The following is a 14,417-nucleotide window of genomic DNA, read 5'->3' on the forward strand; positions in this document are numbered from 1 at the left end:
CACAAGTTGAAGGAGGATGGAAGCGATGGTCACTTACACGATGTACGCACCGATCCTTGGCGTCGCTGGCTTCTTACTTGCCTTCATGATTTTTACCTGGATCAAGAAGCAGCCCAGCGGCACGGACAGGATGATAGAACTGGAAGAGATGATTCATGCCGGGGCCATGGCGTTTCTTAAGACCGAGTATTCGGTGCTGGTGATTTTTATCGCTGTGGTGGCGGGCCTTTTGTATTTCGGCCTCAATCCTCAGACTGCGTACTGCTTCTTGGGCGGTGCGGCCTGTTCGGTTATTGCGGGTTTTACGGGTATGACGGCGGCCACGCGGGCCAATTCGCGCACGTCCTGGGCGGCCAATCAATGGGGCCAGTCCAAGGCTTTGACGGTGTCGTATTTTGGTGGCGCGGTCATGGGGCTTTCGGTGGCAAGCCTTGGGCTGTTGGGCGTGGGCGTTGCCTATTATCTGTTTGCGCAAGACCCGGCGACGGCCAGCTACATCAACGGCTTTGCCATGGGTGCCAGCTCCATCGCCCTGTTCGCTCGTATGGGCGGCGGCATCTACACCAAGGCAGCTGACGTGGGCGCCGACCTGGTGGGCAAGGTGGAAGCCGGAATTCCGGAAGACGACCCGCGCAACCCGGGTGTCATCGCCGACAATGTAGGGGACAACGTGGGAGACATTGCCGGCATGGGCGCGGACATTTTTGAGTCCTATGTGGGCGCGATCATTGCCACCATCGCCATTGCGGCGACCATGCCTGAGGACATGCTTCAGGGAGCGGACCGGCTGGCTTACATGGCCATGCCTCTTCTGGTGGTCATGGGAGGCTTGATCGCCTCGTTTCTGGGTGTTTTCAGCCTCAAGGCCATGAGCGGCATGAATCCACAGAGTGCGCTGCGCTACACAACGTTTGTGGCGGCCGTTGTTTTTGTGGGTATTACCTACTACATCACCAAGTCTTTGGGAATGCCCATGGGTGTTTTTTACGCCGTGGTGAGCGGTCTTGTGGTGGGCATCATCATTGGTCTTCTGGCGGAGTACTACACGTCCATGGCGCCGGTGCGCAAGATTGCCGGCCAATCTGAAACCGGTGCGGCCACGGTGATTATTGCCGGTCTGGCCGTGGGCATGGAAAGTGTGGCTCTGCCTGTGATAGGCATCTGTGCGGCCACCTACATAGCCTATGTGATGGGCGGTATTTACGGCATCGGTATTTCGGCGGTGGGCATGCTGGCCACCGTGGGCGCCACCATGACCGTGGACGCGTATGGTCCCATTGCGGACAACGCAGGCGGCATTTCCGAAATGGCGGAACTGGGCCCGGAAACGCGCGCCATCACGGACAGCCTGGATGCTCTGGGCAACACCACGGCAGCCATCGGCAAGGGTTTTGCCATCGGTGCAGCGGCCCTGACCGCAGTGTCCTTGTTCCAGGCCTTTTCGCAGGCGGCCAAGCTTTCCACCATTGACATCACGAATCCATACGTGACCATAGGCGCCCTCATCGGGGGCATCGTGCCCTTTCTCGTGGCCGCGTTGACCATGACGGCCGTAGGCGATGCGGCCTTTGATATGGTGGAAGAAATTCGCCGTCAGTTCCGTGAAATTCCGGGCCTGATGGAAGGCAAGGGCAAACCCGATCCGGCTCGCTGTGTGGCCATCGCGACCAAGGGCGCCATTCGGCGCATGATGCTTCCTGGCCTCGTGGGTGTGACCGTTCCGGTTGTGGTGGGGTTCCTTCTCGGTGCGGAAGCCTTGGGCGGCACGCTCCTGGGCTGCACCGTCTCCGGCGTCATGCTGGCCCTGTTCATGGCCAACGGCGGCGGTGCTTGGGATAACGCCAAAAAGTACATTGAGGCGGGCCATTTCGGCGGCAAGGGTTCCGACAACCACAAAGCCGCTGTCGTGGGCGACACCGTAGGCGACCCGTTCAAGGACACCTCCGGTCCCACCATGAACATTCTCATTAAGCTTGTGTCGGTCATCTCTCTGGTCATCGCTCCCCTGCTCATTCGCTAAAAGCGTTGCCTTAGTATGACCGAAAAGGGCCCCCGCCCAGGCGGGGGCTCGCTGGCACGCCTCCTATTTCGGTCCAGCCGCTGTCCCCCATCTCGATTTGCCCTTTCCATGACCCCTTTAAGGTGTTATTATTTTAAAACTTATGGTTTCGTGGCCCACCGCGTGGGACCCTTTGGTCATACCGTTCCTTCACGGTATGAAGCGTTGTGAAGGAACAGGGAGGTCAGGATGTTTAAAGTTGGGGATCTTGCCGTATACCCGGCGCATGGCGTCGGCAAAATTGAAGCCATTGAGACCAAATCCATCGGCGGTCATTCCCAAGACTTCTACATCATGCGCATCCTGGAAAACGATATGAAGATCATGATTCCGGTCCAGAATGCGCAGATGGTGGGGCTGCGTCGGCTTATTCAAAGGGAAGAGGTCAACAGGGTCTACGACATTTTGCGTCGCCGCGAAATCTCGGTTAATTCCAGCACATGGAACCGACGATACCGAGAATACATGGAAAAAATTAAAACAGGCTCCATTTACGAACTGGCGGAAGTGCTGCGAGACCTCACCGTGCTGCAAAGCGACAAGGAACTGAGCTTTGGAGAACGCAAGATGCTGGAGACTGCTCGCGCGCTTTTGGTCACCGAAGTGGCCATGGCCATAGGGGCTCAGGAAAGCCAGATCGCCTGTGAGATTGACGAGATTTTGCGGTAGCTTGTTAGGCCGTTTGGGCCGCTGAGTGCACCGTTCAGGGCGCTGGGCGCGAAATGTTTCTCCAGGTTTTTTCTTGAGGGTCATTCGATCCCGTCATTAGGACACGACATTTTGTAAGGAAAGGGGGTGAGATGTGTGGCTTGGGCCAGTCTGATCACCAAGATTGTGCTGATTGGGGTGTGCAGTGTTGGAGGCTATCTCATTGCGGGCCAGATTGAGAGGCTGGCAGCCTACCGATGGGCTCCGTGGGTGGGTGTGGGTGTAGGGTTTTGTTTTGCGTTCTTTGCCATCTGGTTGGTCAAGACGGTTCGGCGCCTGCCCATTAAGGTCTTGGTGGGAGGCACGCTGGGCTTGGTGATAGGTTTGTTGATTGTGAAATTATTGAGTTTTGCTTTTATTGGCATTGAAAATGCCACCATTCGTGTGGCCAGTTCGGTGGTTCTGGTGTGCATCTTTGGCTATGTGGGCATGGTGGTGGGCAGCATCAAGATCGAAGAGTTGGGTTGGCCCAGCTGGCAGCTTTTTCAAAGATCTGTAGGGCGAGGGGTATCGCTTAAGATTTTGGATACGAGCGCCATCATCGACGGGCGCATCATCGACATTCTTCAAGCCGGCTTTTTAGAAGGAACCTTGGTCATTCCCGAATTTGTGCTTCAAGAACTGCAACACATTGCCGACAGCCCTGACCCGTCCCGAAAGCTTCGCGGTCGAAGGGGCTTGGATATGCTGAAGAGGCTTCAGGAAGAAGAATTGGCGGAGATTCGCATCGAACGGCACCATTTCCCTCACCTCAACGAAGTGGACGCCAAGCTGGCGGCGCTGGCCGTGCGCTTGAACGCTTCCATCGTGACCAATGACTACAATTTATCTAAAGTGGCTGAAGTGCAGGGCATCAAGGTGCTCAACATCAACCGCTTGGCCAGCGCACTGCGGCCTGTGGTGCTTCCCGGGGAGGTTTTGCGCCTGCAGATTCTCAAGGAAGGGAAGGAGGAAGGTCAGGGCATTGCCTATTTGGAAGACGGCACCATGGTGGTGGTGGAAAATGCCGCCAAGCTTCTGGGCCAGGAAGTGGAGGCCTCTGTGACGAGCATTTTGCAGACCACCGGCGGTCGAATGATCTTTACCACGTTGAAGCCGTCAGAATCGGGACGGCGCCATTAGTGGCTTTATGTCCCATGGAAGAAACAACATAAGGGCGATTTTTCACGTTCAGGCGCCGGACAAAGGACGGCGCCTGGACGTTTTTTTGAGCGCTCAGGACCCGCAACGGTCCCGGTCTCAGTATAAAAAGTGGATCGAGTCGGGCCGTGTTCTGGTTAACGGGCAGAGGGTCAAGTGCGCTTATGTGCTGCAAAAAGGCGACGAGGTCTGCGTGCAGGTCGTGGACGAGGCGGTTTCCACGGAGATCATTCCGGAGCCCATGCCCCTGGAGGTGCTTTTTGAAGACGAGGACATGATCGTTGTCAACAAGCCGGCGGGGCTGGTGGTTCACCCAGGAGCGGGCCACGCCACAGGAACCCTTGTCCATGGGCTTCTTGCGCACTGCTCGCGGTTGGCGAGCCAAGGGGCGCCGTTGCGCCCGGGCATTGTGCATCGATTGGACCAGGAGACGTCCGGCGTGGTGGTGGTAGCCAAAAGTGATGCCGCCTATCTGAATCTCATCGACCAGTTCAAAGGCCATGCGGTTCGCAAGACCTATTTGGCGTTTGTGTACGGCACCTTGCCCCAATGCTCGGGAGAAATCCGTACCCTTATCGGCCGGCATCCCACTAACCGAAAAAAGATGGCCGTGGTGGATCGGCTCGGCAAAGAAGCTGTCACGTTCTGGCAGGTGCGCCAAAGCTGGCAGGACGCCATCTCGCTGCTGGAAGTGCGCATTGTGACAGGGCGCACCCACCAGATTCGAGTGCACTGCCAAGACATGGGCCATCCTGTCGTCGGGGATGGAACCTACGGAGGTGGCCCGCGCCGCGCACGTCAAATCCCAAATCCAGCCGTGCAGGCCGCCGTGACCTTACACGCTCCTCGCACCATGTTGCATGCGTGGCGAATGGCCCTTGCCCATCCTCGCCATGGAACCCCCATGGCGTTTGAGGCGCCGGTGCCGGCCGATTTTCGAGGGCTTTGGACGGCGTTGCAAGAAGCAGTGGCGTCGCCATCTTAGTGGTGAGGGATGAGGGAAAAGTCGTTGACAAGGTGGTGAGAAAAGGATCTTTTAGGGCTGAAGAAAGCCCAAGAACAAGGAGATAGTCTGTTCATGGCAGAAAATCGACTCATTCACGCCTTTCAAAAGAACGCCTTGGAAGAAATTCGCGTCGCGCTCAATGTATTTCGAGGCAAGGAATACATCGATATTCGCATCTACTACAAAGGCGACGACGGTGAATATCGTCCGTCCAAAAAAGGTGTCACCCTTTCCCCGGAACTTCTTCCTGATCTTCAGGACGCCGTGAAGAAATTGGAGGAAGCCCTCGAGGCCTAAATGCCCGCGGACTCCAGCCCACGTCGCAGCCATTTTGTCTGGTGCACTAAAGAGGAGCGGTTCGTTCCGATGCTGCGATGTCTCACGTGCCGGCTGGGCTGCGATGTGTTGTCTTCCGAGGCCGTCGGTTGGCATGCCGCGCGATGGATGGCGGAAGGAAAAATCAAGGAGACCTACACCATGAAGCCTAAGGCTCGACCCCCGGCGCCCCAGGAACAAAGCCCGTCACGTTTCTTCATCGTGGACAATGGCGCGGTGAGGGATCTGGAACCCCAGGAATTCAGCCGAGCTCCGGTCTACGAAACGGTGGGAACCTATGCCGTGGAGCGCCGCTTCGTGAAACCGAAGGACAAGGCGGACCTCGTCTATGAAGGGAAAAAACCCCCCAAGCAGACCGTGCCCGTGCTTGTTGCGCACGACGGCACCGCCACCGTGCTCGCTTCCTGGTCCGATTTGGAATCCAACCCGGAGAGCCTCATGGACGTCAAGGAAGTGCGGGTCGCTCGAGCCGTCAAACAGGTCTTTGTCCTCAAGCCGCTTTAACGGCTCCTATCAAAATACCCCTATGGGTTTATTCTTAACCGCGACATTTGACCAAGGCTCTTTTTTCATGGGTTCGTGGGCCGTCCGCCATTCGAATCCGGCCGGGTGGCACGACAACGAAACGGCAGGAATGCCCGCTGCTTTCGTTTCGATGAACGTGAGCACAGTCTGTGGCATAACCTAGCGGGTGAGAGCCGAATATCGAATGAAGATCACACCGGAAGACTCGGCAGCGCTGGTGCACACCGTTTGGACGAAGTCCTTGTCTTCGGTCAACGGAATGCCAGATTTGCTGAGCGCGCGTTCGATGACCGCGCTGTCCGTGCTCCGGGCATGGAATTCCGGACGGCCAGCACGTCGTATCGTGCTGCCCGCAACGCACGGACGATGGCAAAATCGCATGGGTTAGCCTGCGGCCGTGATGTCCGACGGCTCCAAAAGGATGGTTTCCATGTGCGCGAGCACGTCTGCGGCGAGGACCGCAGCGGCCCGAATGTCCTCGGGTGTAAACCCAGGGTAGGCATCGCAAAGATCTGCTTCGCTCGCCCCCTCACCATGTTTGCAAAAGATCCGCTCGACGGGGATCCGTGTCTCTCGAATCACAGGCTTGCCGAGCATGATTTCCGAATTCATTTCCATTCGATGGGTGATGGTCATTCCTGTCTTCTTCGATCAAGACCTTGACTTCTGGACACGTTTTTCGTCTCCAGAGTGCTGGAAGCGCTGCATCAAGAGGGGGGCATCAGCTCATTGCTTTTTGGATGACAGAGCGCGGAAGGTGTGGGCAAGGTTCAAAAGCGCCGAGCCGAGATACCGAGAACCCATGGATTCTCATCACGATGAAACTGTTTTTCCCTGCGCCTACTGTGTCTCTGCCGTGAAAAACCATATCCGCCGGTCCATGACCAAGGCAGGCGAGTCTGAAAAAATCCTCAGAACCCCAGATAGGCTTCACGCACTTTTGGGTCCATTTCCAGGTCGCGGCTCGTTCCGTGCTGCACGATGCGGCCGCCTTCTAAAACGTAGCCATAGTGCGCGATGCGAAGCATCTGATGAACGTTTTGTTCCACGATAAGGACGGTCAAGTCTATCAAGGCGGAGAGGTCGGTCTGTAATGACCCCTAGGAATCAAGACCAAAATTTGCGTTATTGTGACCGCGCTGCTCTTGGCTTGTCTGTCCGGATTATGAATAGGCAGGCCCCTGTGGCTGCCCCTGATTGGGGCCGGCACGGAGGCCATCGGGGCCGGTACAGGGGCCTGCCCCTACCCGAGGCATCTATACCGATTGCCAGGAAATCCGGCCGTTCGACGGTGCATTCATTCAAATGGGCCATAGATCGTCGGGTTCCGATGTGTTCGCGAGTGGATTTTCGCGGTAATTCGACCAGCGTTAGCAGTTGTCCAATTGACATCGTGCTCGCATGCCTCATCCACGATGGTTTTGTGACCTTTGAGAATCTCCAGCACGATCTCCTTTTGACGACTGACCGTCCATCTTTGCCTTCGAACTAGCTTAACCACGCTTTCTTGCATTATACACCCTCTTTCGCTGACCAAATCCAACGCTTATGGCTGGTCCAGTCCAGTGCGGGGTCATTATAGGTGAGCTTGTGTTACGAAAAGAAACTGGTTTTGCTTTCCTGCGGCAATTCCGGTAACGTTATTTGAATTGTGATGCCTTTGGTCATCACCGACGAACAGTTGCAGCGAGGCTTGGCCATTCTGGAGGAATCCCTGAGGGAACTGACACAGTAGGTGAAGGTCGCGCGTTCTGAAAGACCCAAAACGGCAAGAAGAGGAGGGGAAGGGCGTATGCAGGGCTTTTTCGGCCGATATCTAGTGGTGGATGTGGCGGCGCGCCGGTCGAATGTGGTGCCGCTGGACCGCGAGAGTCTTCGCCACACTCTTGGAGGCAAAGGGCTGGCTACGCAATTGCTCCTGGAAAAAAATCCTGCGGGCGTGGATCCCTTGTCGGCGGAAAATCACCTCATTTTTGCGCTGGGCCCTGCAAGCGACACGGCCATTTACGGATCGTGCCGGCACGGTATTTTTGCCAAATCTCCTTTGACGGGATTTTACGGGGAATCCTATTCGGGAGGCCGTGCCGCCATACCCATGAGCCGCACGGGCTATGACGCCATCGTGCTTCAAGGGGCATCATCGACGCCCGTGTGGCTTGAAATTACGGACTCTACGGTGCAGTTTCACGACGCTTCGGATCTCTGGGGCAAGGACACCTTCGCGACAGAAGATGCCGTGTTGGAGCGTTGCGGCGTGGATGGTGCCGCCGCGGTCGTCATCGGACCTGCGGGAGAAAACCTGGTTCGCTACGCCGTCGTGGAGAACGATTACTGGCGATCCGCGGGGCGATGCGGCATGGGTGCTGTGCTGGGGTCCAAGAAAGTTAAGGCCGTGGTGTTCCATGGATCCAAATCGCGGCCAGTGGCGGATCCGGAGGGCATCAAGACCTACGCTCGCCGAACCGTTCAGGACCTCAAGGACCACAAAGCCACCCAGGCTTACCGCACCCATGGGACGCCCATGATGGTGGCCCTGTTGAACACCGTGGGAGCCTTTCCCACCCGGTATTGGGCCAAGGGGACCTTCGAGTCCTGGAAAAAAATCAGCGCCGAAATCCTTGTGGACCGATGGGGCGCGCGGCCCAAGGCGTGCCGCACCTGCTTCATGGGGTGCGGAAAGTATGTGGAAATTCAGGAAGGCCGGCACAAAGGCCTCAAAATCGAAGGCCCCGAGTACGAAACCATCTACGCCTTCGGGGGGTTGTGTGCCATCGACGCTCTGGATGAAATCGCTCACCTCAATGACCTGTGCGACCGCCTCGGCATGGACACCATCACGGCGGGGAACATGGCGGCCTTTGCCATCGAGGCGTCACGGCGTGGCAAGATTGAGGAGCGGCTCGAGTACGGTGACGTGGACGCCATCGCTCGGCTTTTGGAAAACATCGCCAAGCGCCAGGGCTTGGGCGATCTTCTGGCCGAGGGCGTTCGGCCGGCAGCCGCGGCTTTAGGCCTGGAAGACCTGGCCGTGCATGTCAAAGGCATGGAACCTGCCGGCTATGACCCGCGAGCGCTCAAGGGCATGGGGCTGGCCTATGCGGTGAGCGACCGAGGAGCGTGCCATTTGCGGGCCACCTTTTACAAGGCCGAATTGGCCGGCATGATCGATCCTCAGCAGATTGAAGGCAAGGCCCAATTGTTCCTGGATTTTGAAGACCGCTGCACCCTCTTTGACTGCCTCATTTTGTGCCGGTTTTATCGAGATTTCTACCAGTGGGAGGAACTTTCCAAAATCATCGCCCTGACCACCGGAGAAGAAATGGAAAAAGCGGACCTGCAACGCCTCGCCTCACGGGTGGTGGACAGCACACGGCGCTTTAATCTTCGAGAAGGCCTCACGGCGACCGACGACCGCCTGCCGAAAAGGCTTCTTCAAGAACCTTTGGAAGATGGGCGCCGCCTGACGGAAGAGGAGTTGAACCGCATGGTACAAGATTATTACCGCCTTCGAGGTTGGAGCCCTGAAGGCGTGCCTTCGGCACTTTGATCGAGAGTGCCCACCTTACGGTCAACGGGTCCGTTATGCCCATCGTCGTCAAGGGCAACAGTGTTTTTTCGGTGCGAGTAAGGACACCGCCAGCAAATGCCCGCCTAAAAGGCCGAAATGCAAGGAACCAACCAGGGTGAGGGATGCATGATGAGCGTACAAGGTCGTGAAGGTTCTAAAATTGTGGTGGGTTATGACGGGACGCGCACGGCCAAGGAAGCCGTGAACGTGGCCTTGTTCCATGCGCGGCACTTTCATGCAGAGGTCCATGTGGTTTGGTCCCTGGAAGGGGGACATGGCACCACCGCCGAGCAGGTCGATGAGGCGAGAGACGGGCTGCAGTATGTGGAAAATCTTTTTCGAGAAGCCCAGATTCCCTGCCAGACCCATTTGCTCATTCGAGGGCTTTCGGCCGGAGAAGACCTGGTGCGTTTTGCCGAAGAGCAGAAATGTCTTGAAATCATTGTGGGTGTGCGGCGCCGATCCCAGGTTGGCAAGCTTATCTTCGGATCCACGGCGCGCTACGTCATTTTGAATGCATCCTGCCCCGTGGTGAGCGTGAGGTAGTCCTATCCCGACGCCGTGGCAAGGCCAAGGTGCCCTGGGGCGGAGGTCACAAGCAAAAAGGCCGAGGTCCTGAAGGATCCCGGCCGTTTCTTTTGTGCTGGTGCCGAAGCGGGGACTCGAACCCCGACAGGCCTATTGCCCACTAGATCCTGAATCTAGCGCGTCTACCAATTCCGCCACTTCGGCTCTATATTACAAAAAGGCATTGCCTTGGAAGCGACGTTAAACTATGGTAAAAGCCTTGAGCTGTCAAGCGCATTTTGTGGTGAAACCGGAGGTTCCCAAACAAGCGATGAAGGTGATTCGAAGCGTGCAAGACATCCAAAAGCCTTTGAACAATCCTGTGATGACCATCGGCAATTTCGACGGGGTCCATCGCGGCCACCAGGTTTTGTTCCGACGCGTCGTGGATTGGGCGAAAAAGCTGGGCGGACAATCGGTGGTGATGACCTTCGATCCGCACCCTCTGCAAGTGCTGGCGCCGTCCCGAGGACCGGATTTCATCACGTCCCATAGAAAGAAACTGGAACTCATCGAGGCCGAAGGGATCGACGTGACCGTCGTGATTCCATTCAGCAAGGGCTTCGCGCAAATCTCCGCCCACGACTTCGTCAAGGATCTTCTGGTGGACCGCATCGGAATCAAGGGGATTGTCGTCGGGTACGATTACCGGTTCGGCAGAAACCGGGAGGGAGACATTCGATTGCTGCGGGACTTGGGCGGCCGATATGGTTTCCAGGTGGAGATGGTTTCCGGGATTGAGCTGGAGGGCACCCTGGTGAGCAGCACGGCCATTCGCCAGTTCATCCGCGACGGCGAAATTCGGGAAGCGGAGCGGCTTCTGGGGCGGCCTTACGAAATCATCGGGCGTGTGGTCAAAGGGCACGAGCGGGGTCGGCTGCTTGGGTTCCCTACGGCCAATGTGGACGTCCATCAGCACGTGCTGCCCAAGCCCGGCGTCTATGCCGTGGAAGCGGACATTGACGGCGAAACCTATATGGGCGCGGCCAATTTCGGTTGGAATCCCACCTTTGGTGATCCGACGCCTTCCCTGGAAGTGCATGTGCTGGATTTCGACGGCGACCTGTACGGCAAGGAAATTGCCGTCCGTTTTGTGGAGCGCATTCGTGACGAACGCCGCTTTCCCGGGCCGGAAGCGCTTGTGGCGCAGATTCAAAGGGATGTGGAAACCGTGCGAAGCCTTCTGGCCGCCAAGAACCCCATGGCCCTTGCCGCCTCCGGCTAAAGGTCTTTGCCGGCCCAGGACACGCGAAGGCGGGTGCTGAGCCGGTTGGCTTTCACATCCATTACGGTCACGGTTTCCGAGGGCGATTCGGAAACCGTGAGGTGCTCAGAAGCTTCGGCATCTTCAGGCAGAAAGAAGTTTTCCACCTTGTTTTGAAGCACTTCCAGCAAAGGCCAAAGTGTGGTGCGGTCGATGGCCGATACCGCCACGGCTTCATAACGCTGCAGCGCGCGAGCCAGCGTGTCCGAATCCACTTTGTCCATCTTGTTGAACACCAACACCGTGGGCTTGCGATCCAGGCCCAGCTTTTCCAAAATTTCGGCCACCGAAGCCATGTGGTCTTCGTAGTGCGGGTTGCTCAGGTCCACCACGTGCAGAAGCAGATCGGCGTCGTTGAGTTCTTCCAGTGTGGCGGCAAAGGCATCCAGAAGGTTTTGAGGCAGGTTGCGAATAAACCCCACGGTATCCGTCACGATAACTTCCATGTCCCGTGGAAAACGCAGCCGTCGCGTCGTGGGATCCAGCGTGGCAAACAGCTGATCTTCCGCCCAGACACGACTGTGGGTGAGGGTGTTGAGCAGGGTGGATTTTCCCGCGTTGGTGTAGCCCACGATGGACAAAATGGGCAGGGTTTGCCTCAGGCGCTTGGCCCTTCGCTGAGACCGGTTTTTGCGCACCTGCTGTAGCTGCTTTTCCAAATGCGCGATGCGGTCTTTAATGCGCCGGCGGTTGATTTCCAACTTCGTTTCCCCGGGCCCTCGCACGCCGATGCCACCTCTCAGGCGTGACAAGGCGTCGTCTTTGACGCCCAGCCGAGGCAGAAGATACTTGAGCTGGGCGATTTCCACCTGCAGCTTGCCTTCTCGGCTGTGGGCTCGCTGGGCAAAGATGTCCAGAATGAGTTGCGTGCGGTCGATGACGCGCAGTTCCGTGGTATCCGTAATGGAGCGAATCTGGGATGGATTGAGATCCTGATCGAAGATCAAAAGATCCACACCGCACTGGAGAGCCCGAACGATGATTTCGCTGAGTTTGCCTTTGCCGATAAGGTATTTGGGGTTGGCTTGCCGCTGCCGCTGAACGATGCTGTCGGCTACACTAATGCCGGCACTGCAAGCCAATTCTTTCAGTTCCGCCAAAGAGGCTTCCGCCACCTCCCTTTCCTCGGTGGTGACGCTCACCAGAATCGCCCGATCCTTGGCCTTTTCCGCGGCCACCGACCGCCGTTCCCGTTCCAGTTCCTCTTCCAGGGACTGAACAAATTCCAGAAAATGCAACGTTGGTTCGGCGCAGGGCGTGGGCGGCAGAATCCGCCATGCCACCTGCGTCTGGCGCGAAGCCGGCAGAATGTGGGCCACTTCCAAATCCTTGGCGCCTCCGTGCAGGTCCACGCGAATGACGGCGATACAGTCCAAGCGCAGAAAGACCAGGTCCATGAGGTCGTCTTGGGTTAGGGGTTCTTCCCGCAGGTGCGTATGAACGAATCGAAGTCCTCGAAGGCGCCATCGTCCTGCGCGGGACTTGGGAAGGTCCGGAATGTAAAGGGATCGGGAATCTCCCACCAGCACCATTTCCACGGCGCCGTCTCGGCCTATCATGACGCCGATCTGACGACCGCTGTCAAAAGACAGGCGCGCCAGATCGCGAGCCAGATCTGGAGAGACGACGTCGCGGGGCAGGGATCTGCGGCGGGTGAGGTTTTCCAGGCGCTTGCGCACCTGTTTCTTCAGGCCTGTAAGGTCTCCGTAAACTTTCGAGATGGTCCACCCTCCACCCGCAGCATCGCCTCGGCCTTCAAGCCGCCGAGGACTTGCTGCAGAAAACGCCGTGCTGGGTCCAAAGAATCAGCCGTCAAAAATATTATAAACGGGAAACTGAAGAGAAAAAACTTTTGAGCAACGTGCCGGATTTGGCTTCAACCTATTTCATGCCCCGTAAGGGTTTCGCCGATCCAGGAGGCGCACGGCTTTGCCGTCATTTTGAGGCAACCCGTGGGGTTCCACAAGGCGCACCTCGGGAGTGACCAGCAGTTCGCTTCTGAGTTCCTTGGTGATTTTCTTTTGCAACCTATGCAGATGGCGCATGTCTTCCACAAAGATCTTGTCGGTCACTTCCACTTCTACGGTCATAACGTCCACGTTGTTCTCACGGTCCAAGAGGATGCGATAATTGTTGCCCACTTCGGGAATGCCCATGAGAACCTGTTCAACCTGGATGGGAAAGATGTTGACGCCCTTGAGGATGAACATGTCGTCAGAGCGCCCTTGAATGCGGTCCAGGCGTCTGTGCACACGGCCGCAGGGGCAGGCATCGGGAAGGATGCGGGTCAGGTCTTTGGTGCGATAGCGAATGAGAGGCATGCCTTCTCGAGTGAGGGTTGTGAGCACTAGTTCGCCCAACTCCCCTTCTGTAACGGGTTCCAAGGTCTCGGGATCCAGCACTTCCACTAAGTACGCATCTTCCCAGATGTGAAGCCCGTTTTGGTGAACGCACTCAAATGCCACGCCGGGGCCGTTCATTTCCGAAAGGCCGTAGCTGTTGTAGACCTTAACGCCGTAAAAGTCTTCCACGCGTCGGCGCACTTCCTGGGAATAGGGTTCAGCACCCAAATACGCGATGCGAAGCTGCAAATCCCTCTTGGGATCGACGCCCATTTGCGTCATGACATCCATGAGGCGCAGGGCGTAGCTGGGAATGATGTGCATGACCGTGGTGGAAAAATCGCGCATAAGATGAATCTGGCGTTTGCTGTTGCCCGCTCCTGAGGGAATGGTAAGCAACCCCAGGCGCTCGGCCCCATAATGAAATCCAAGACCGCCGGTGAAAAGGCCGTATCCGGACAAGTTTTGAAAGACGTCTCCCGGCCGTGCGCCGGTCATATAGAGGCACCGGGCCATGAGTTCGGCCCAGGTGTTCACGTCCTTATGGGTGTAGAAGACGGCTGTGGCTTGTCCCGTGGTGCCGGAAGAAACATGCAACCGCACCAGTTGGTCCTTGGGAACGCACAAAAACCCGTAAGGATAGGCTCGCCGAAGATCCTCCTTGGTGGTGATCGGCAAATGGCGCACATCGGCCAAAGTGCGCACATGCCGCCATGGCTCGGGGCCCAGTAGCTCACGGTAAAACGGGGCACGAACCGCGCGACGCAGCGTGGCCCGAAGGCGTTTGCGTTGGAGGTCTTCCAGAGCCTCGCGAGACAGGGTCTCGACTTTGGGGTTCCAGTACTCTCCGGTCGTGGAGTGTGTCTGCATGGCCATCATCTTTCCAGGTTCAAGCGTTCAAA

The 14,417-nt window shown here is 57.2% G+C and carries 13 protein-coding genes, 1 tRNA gene and 1 pseudogene; 10 read left to right on the plus strand and 5 right to left on the minus strand.

Annotated features, from left to right (window positions below; genetic code table 11):
• Positions 1–25: 25 nt before the first annotated feature.
• The 6 genes from EDC27_RS11195 (at position 26) to EDC27_RS11220 (ending at position 5,753) form a co-directional block, all read left to right on the plus strand.
• Positions 26–2,020, plus strand: coding sequence for a sodium-translocating pyrophosphatase (locus tag EDC27_RS11195; RefSeq protein WP_123290702.1), 1,995 nt, complete (start codon positions 26–28; stop codon positions 2,018–2,020).
• Between the two features lie 228 nt (positions 2,021–2,248).
• Entirely contained in the window at positions 2,249–2,728 is a 480-nt protein-coding gene (locus EDC27_RS11200) for a CarD family transcriptional regulator (protein ID WP_123290703.1), read from the plus strand.
• A gap of 135 nt (positions 2,729–2,863) precedes the next feature.
• A complete protein-coding gene (locus EDC27_RS11205) occupies positions 2,864–3,889 on the plus strand; it encodes a PIN/TRAM domain-containing protein (RefSeq protein ID WP_245994484.1) in 1,026 nt (341 codons plus the stop codon).
• A 7-nt stretch (positions 3,890–3,896) separates the two neighbouring features.
• Positions 3,897–4,892: an RluA family pseudouridine synthase gene (locus EDC27_RS11210; protein ID WP_123290705.1), complete on the plus strand. Its 996-nt coding sequence runs from the start codon at positions 3,897–3,899 to the stop codon at positions 4,890–4,892.
• A gap of 93 nt (positions 4,893–4,985) precedes the next feature.
• Positions 4,986–5,210 (plus strand): transcriptional coactivator p15/PC4 family protein, encoded by a 225-nt coding sequence (locus EDC27_RS11215; protein ID WP_123290706.1) that lies wholly within the window; start codon positions 4,986–4,988, stop codon positions 5,208–5,210.
• Positions 5,211–5,279: 69 nt separating this feature from the next.
• Positions 5,280–5,753: a hypothetical protein gene (locus EDC27_RS11220; RefSeq protein ID WP_123290707.1), complete on the plus strand. Its 474-nt coding sequence runs from the start codon at positions 5,280–5,282 to the stop codon at positions 5,751–5,753.
• 405 nt (positions 5,754–6,158) lie between these two features.
• On the opposite strand, the gene EDC27_RS11225 is transcribed toward EDC27_RS11220, so the two are convergent.
• Both EDC27_RS11225 and EDC27_RS16055 read right to left on the minus strand, forming a co-directional pair.
• Entirely contained in the window at positions 6,159–6,410 is a 252-nt protein-coding gene (locus EDC27_RS11225; RefSeq protein ID WP_123290708.1) for a DUF433 domain-containing protein, read from the minus strand.
• A 275-nt stretch (positions 6,411–6,685) separates the two neighbouring features.
• The gene (locus EDC27_RS16055) at positions 6,686–6,847 is read right to left on the minus strand and encodes an ATP-binding cassette domain-containing protein (protein ID WP_170161771.1); all 162 of its coding nucleotides are present in this window, start codon (positions 6,845–6,847) and stop codon (positions 6,686–6,688) included.
• A gap of 512 nt (positions 6,848–7,359) precedes the next feature.
• Here EDC27_RS16055 and EDC27_RS16930 point away from each other — a divergent pair.
• From EDC27_RS16930 to EDC27_RS11245, 3 genes and pseudogenes are all read left to right on the plus strand, one after another.
• A pseudogene (locus tag EDC27_RS16930) lies at positions 7,360–7,509 on the plus strand (4-aminobutyrate--2-oxoglutarate transaminase); the annotation flags it as partial.
• A gap of 57 nt (positions 7,510–7,566) precedes the next feature.
• Positions 7,567–9,321: an aldehyde ferredoxin oxidoreductase family protein gene (locus EDC27_RS11240; protein ID WP_123290710.1), complete on the plus strand. Its 1,755-nt coding sequence runs from the start codon at positions 7,567–7,569 to the stop codon at positions 9,319–9,321.
• A gap of 147 nt (positions 9,322–9,468) precedes the next feature.
• Positions 9,469–9,888 carry a universal stress protein gene (locus tag EDC27_RS11245; protein WP_245994486.1) on the plus strand — a complete coding sequence of 140 codons (420 nt, stop codon included), beginning with the start codon at positions 9,469–9,471 and terminating at the stop codon, positions 9,886–9,888.
• A gap of 98 nt (positions 9,889–9,986) precedes the next feature.
• On the opposite strand, the gene EDC27_RS11250 is transcribed toward EDC27_RS11245, so the two are convergent.
• Positions 9,987–10,074, minus strand: a tRNA-Leu gene (locus tag EDC27_RS11250).
• 106 nt (positions 10,075–10,180) lie between these two features.
• Here EDC27_RS11250 and EDC27_RS11255 point away from each other — a divergent pair.
• Positions 10,181–11,134 carry a bifunctional riboflavin kinase/FAD synthetase gene (locus EDC27_RS11255; protein WP_123290955.1) on the plus strand — a complete coding sequence of 318 codons (954 nt, stop codon included), beginning with the start codon at positions 10,181–10,183 and terminating at the stop codon, positions 11,132–11,134.
• Here the strand turns inward: EDC27_RS11255 and hflX are convergent.
• Positions 11,131–12,852, minus strand: coding sequence for a GTPase HflX (hflX, locus tag EDC27_RS11260; RefSeq protein WP_245994492.1), 1,722 nt, complete (start codon positions 12,850–12,852; stop codon positions 11,131–11,133). The genes EDC27_RS11255 and hflX overlap by 4 nt on opposite strands.
• A 207-nt stretch (positions 12,853–13,059) precedes the next feature.
• The gene (locus EDC27_RS11265; RefSeq protein WP_123290711.1) at positions 13,060–14,385 is read right to left on the minus strand and encodes a phenylacetate--CoA ligase family protein; all 1,326 of its coding nucleotides are present in this window, start codon (positions 14,383–14,385) and stop codon (positions 13,060–13,062) included.
• Between the last annotated feature and the right edge of the window lie 32 nt (positions 14,386–14,417).

This window comes from Desulfosoma caldarium (assembly GCF_003751385.1).
GTDB classification, from domain to species: Bacteria; Desulfobacterota; Syntrophobacteria; order Syntrophobacterales; family DSM-9756; genus Desulfosoma; species Desulfosoma caldarium.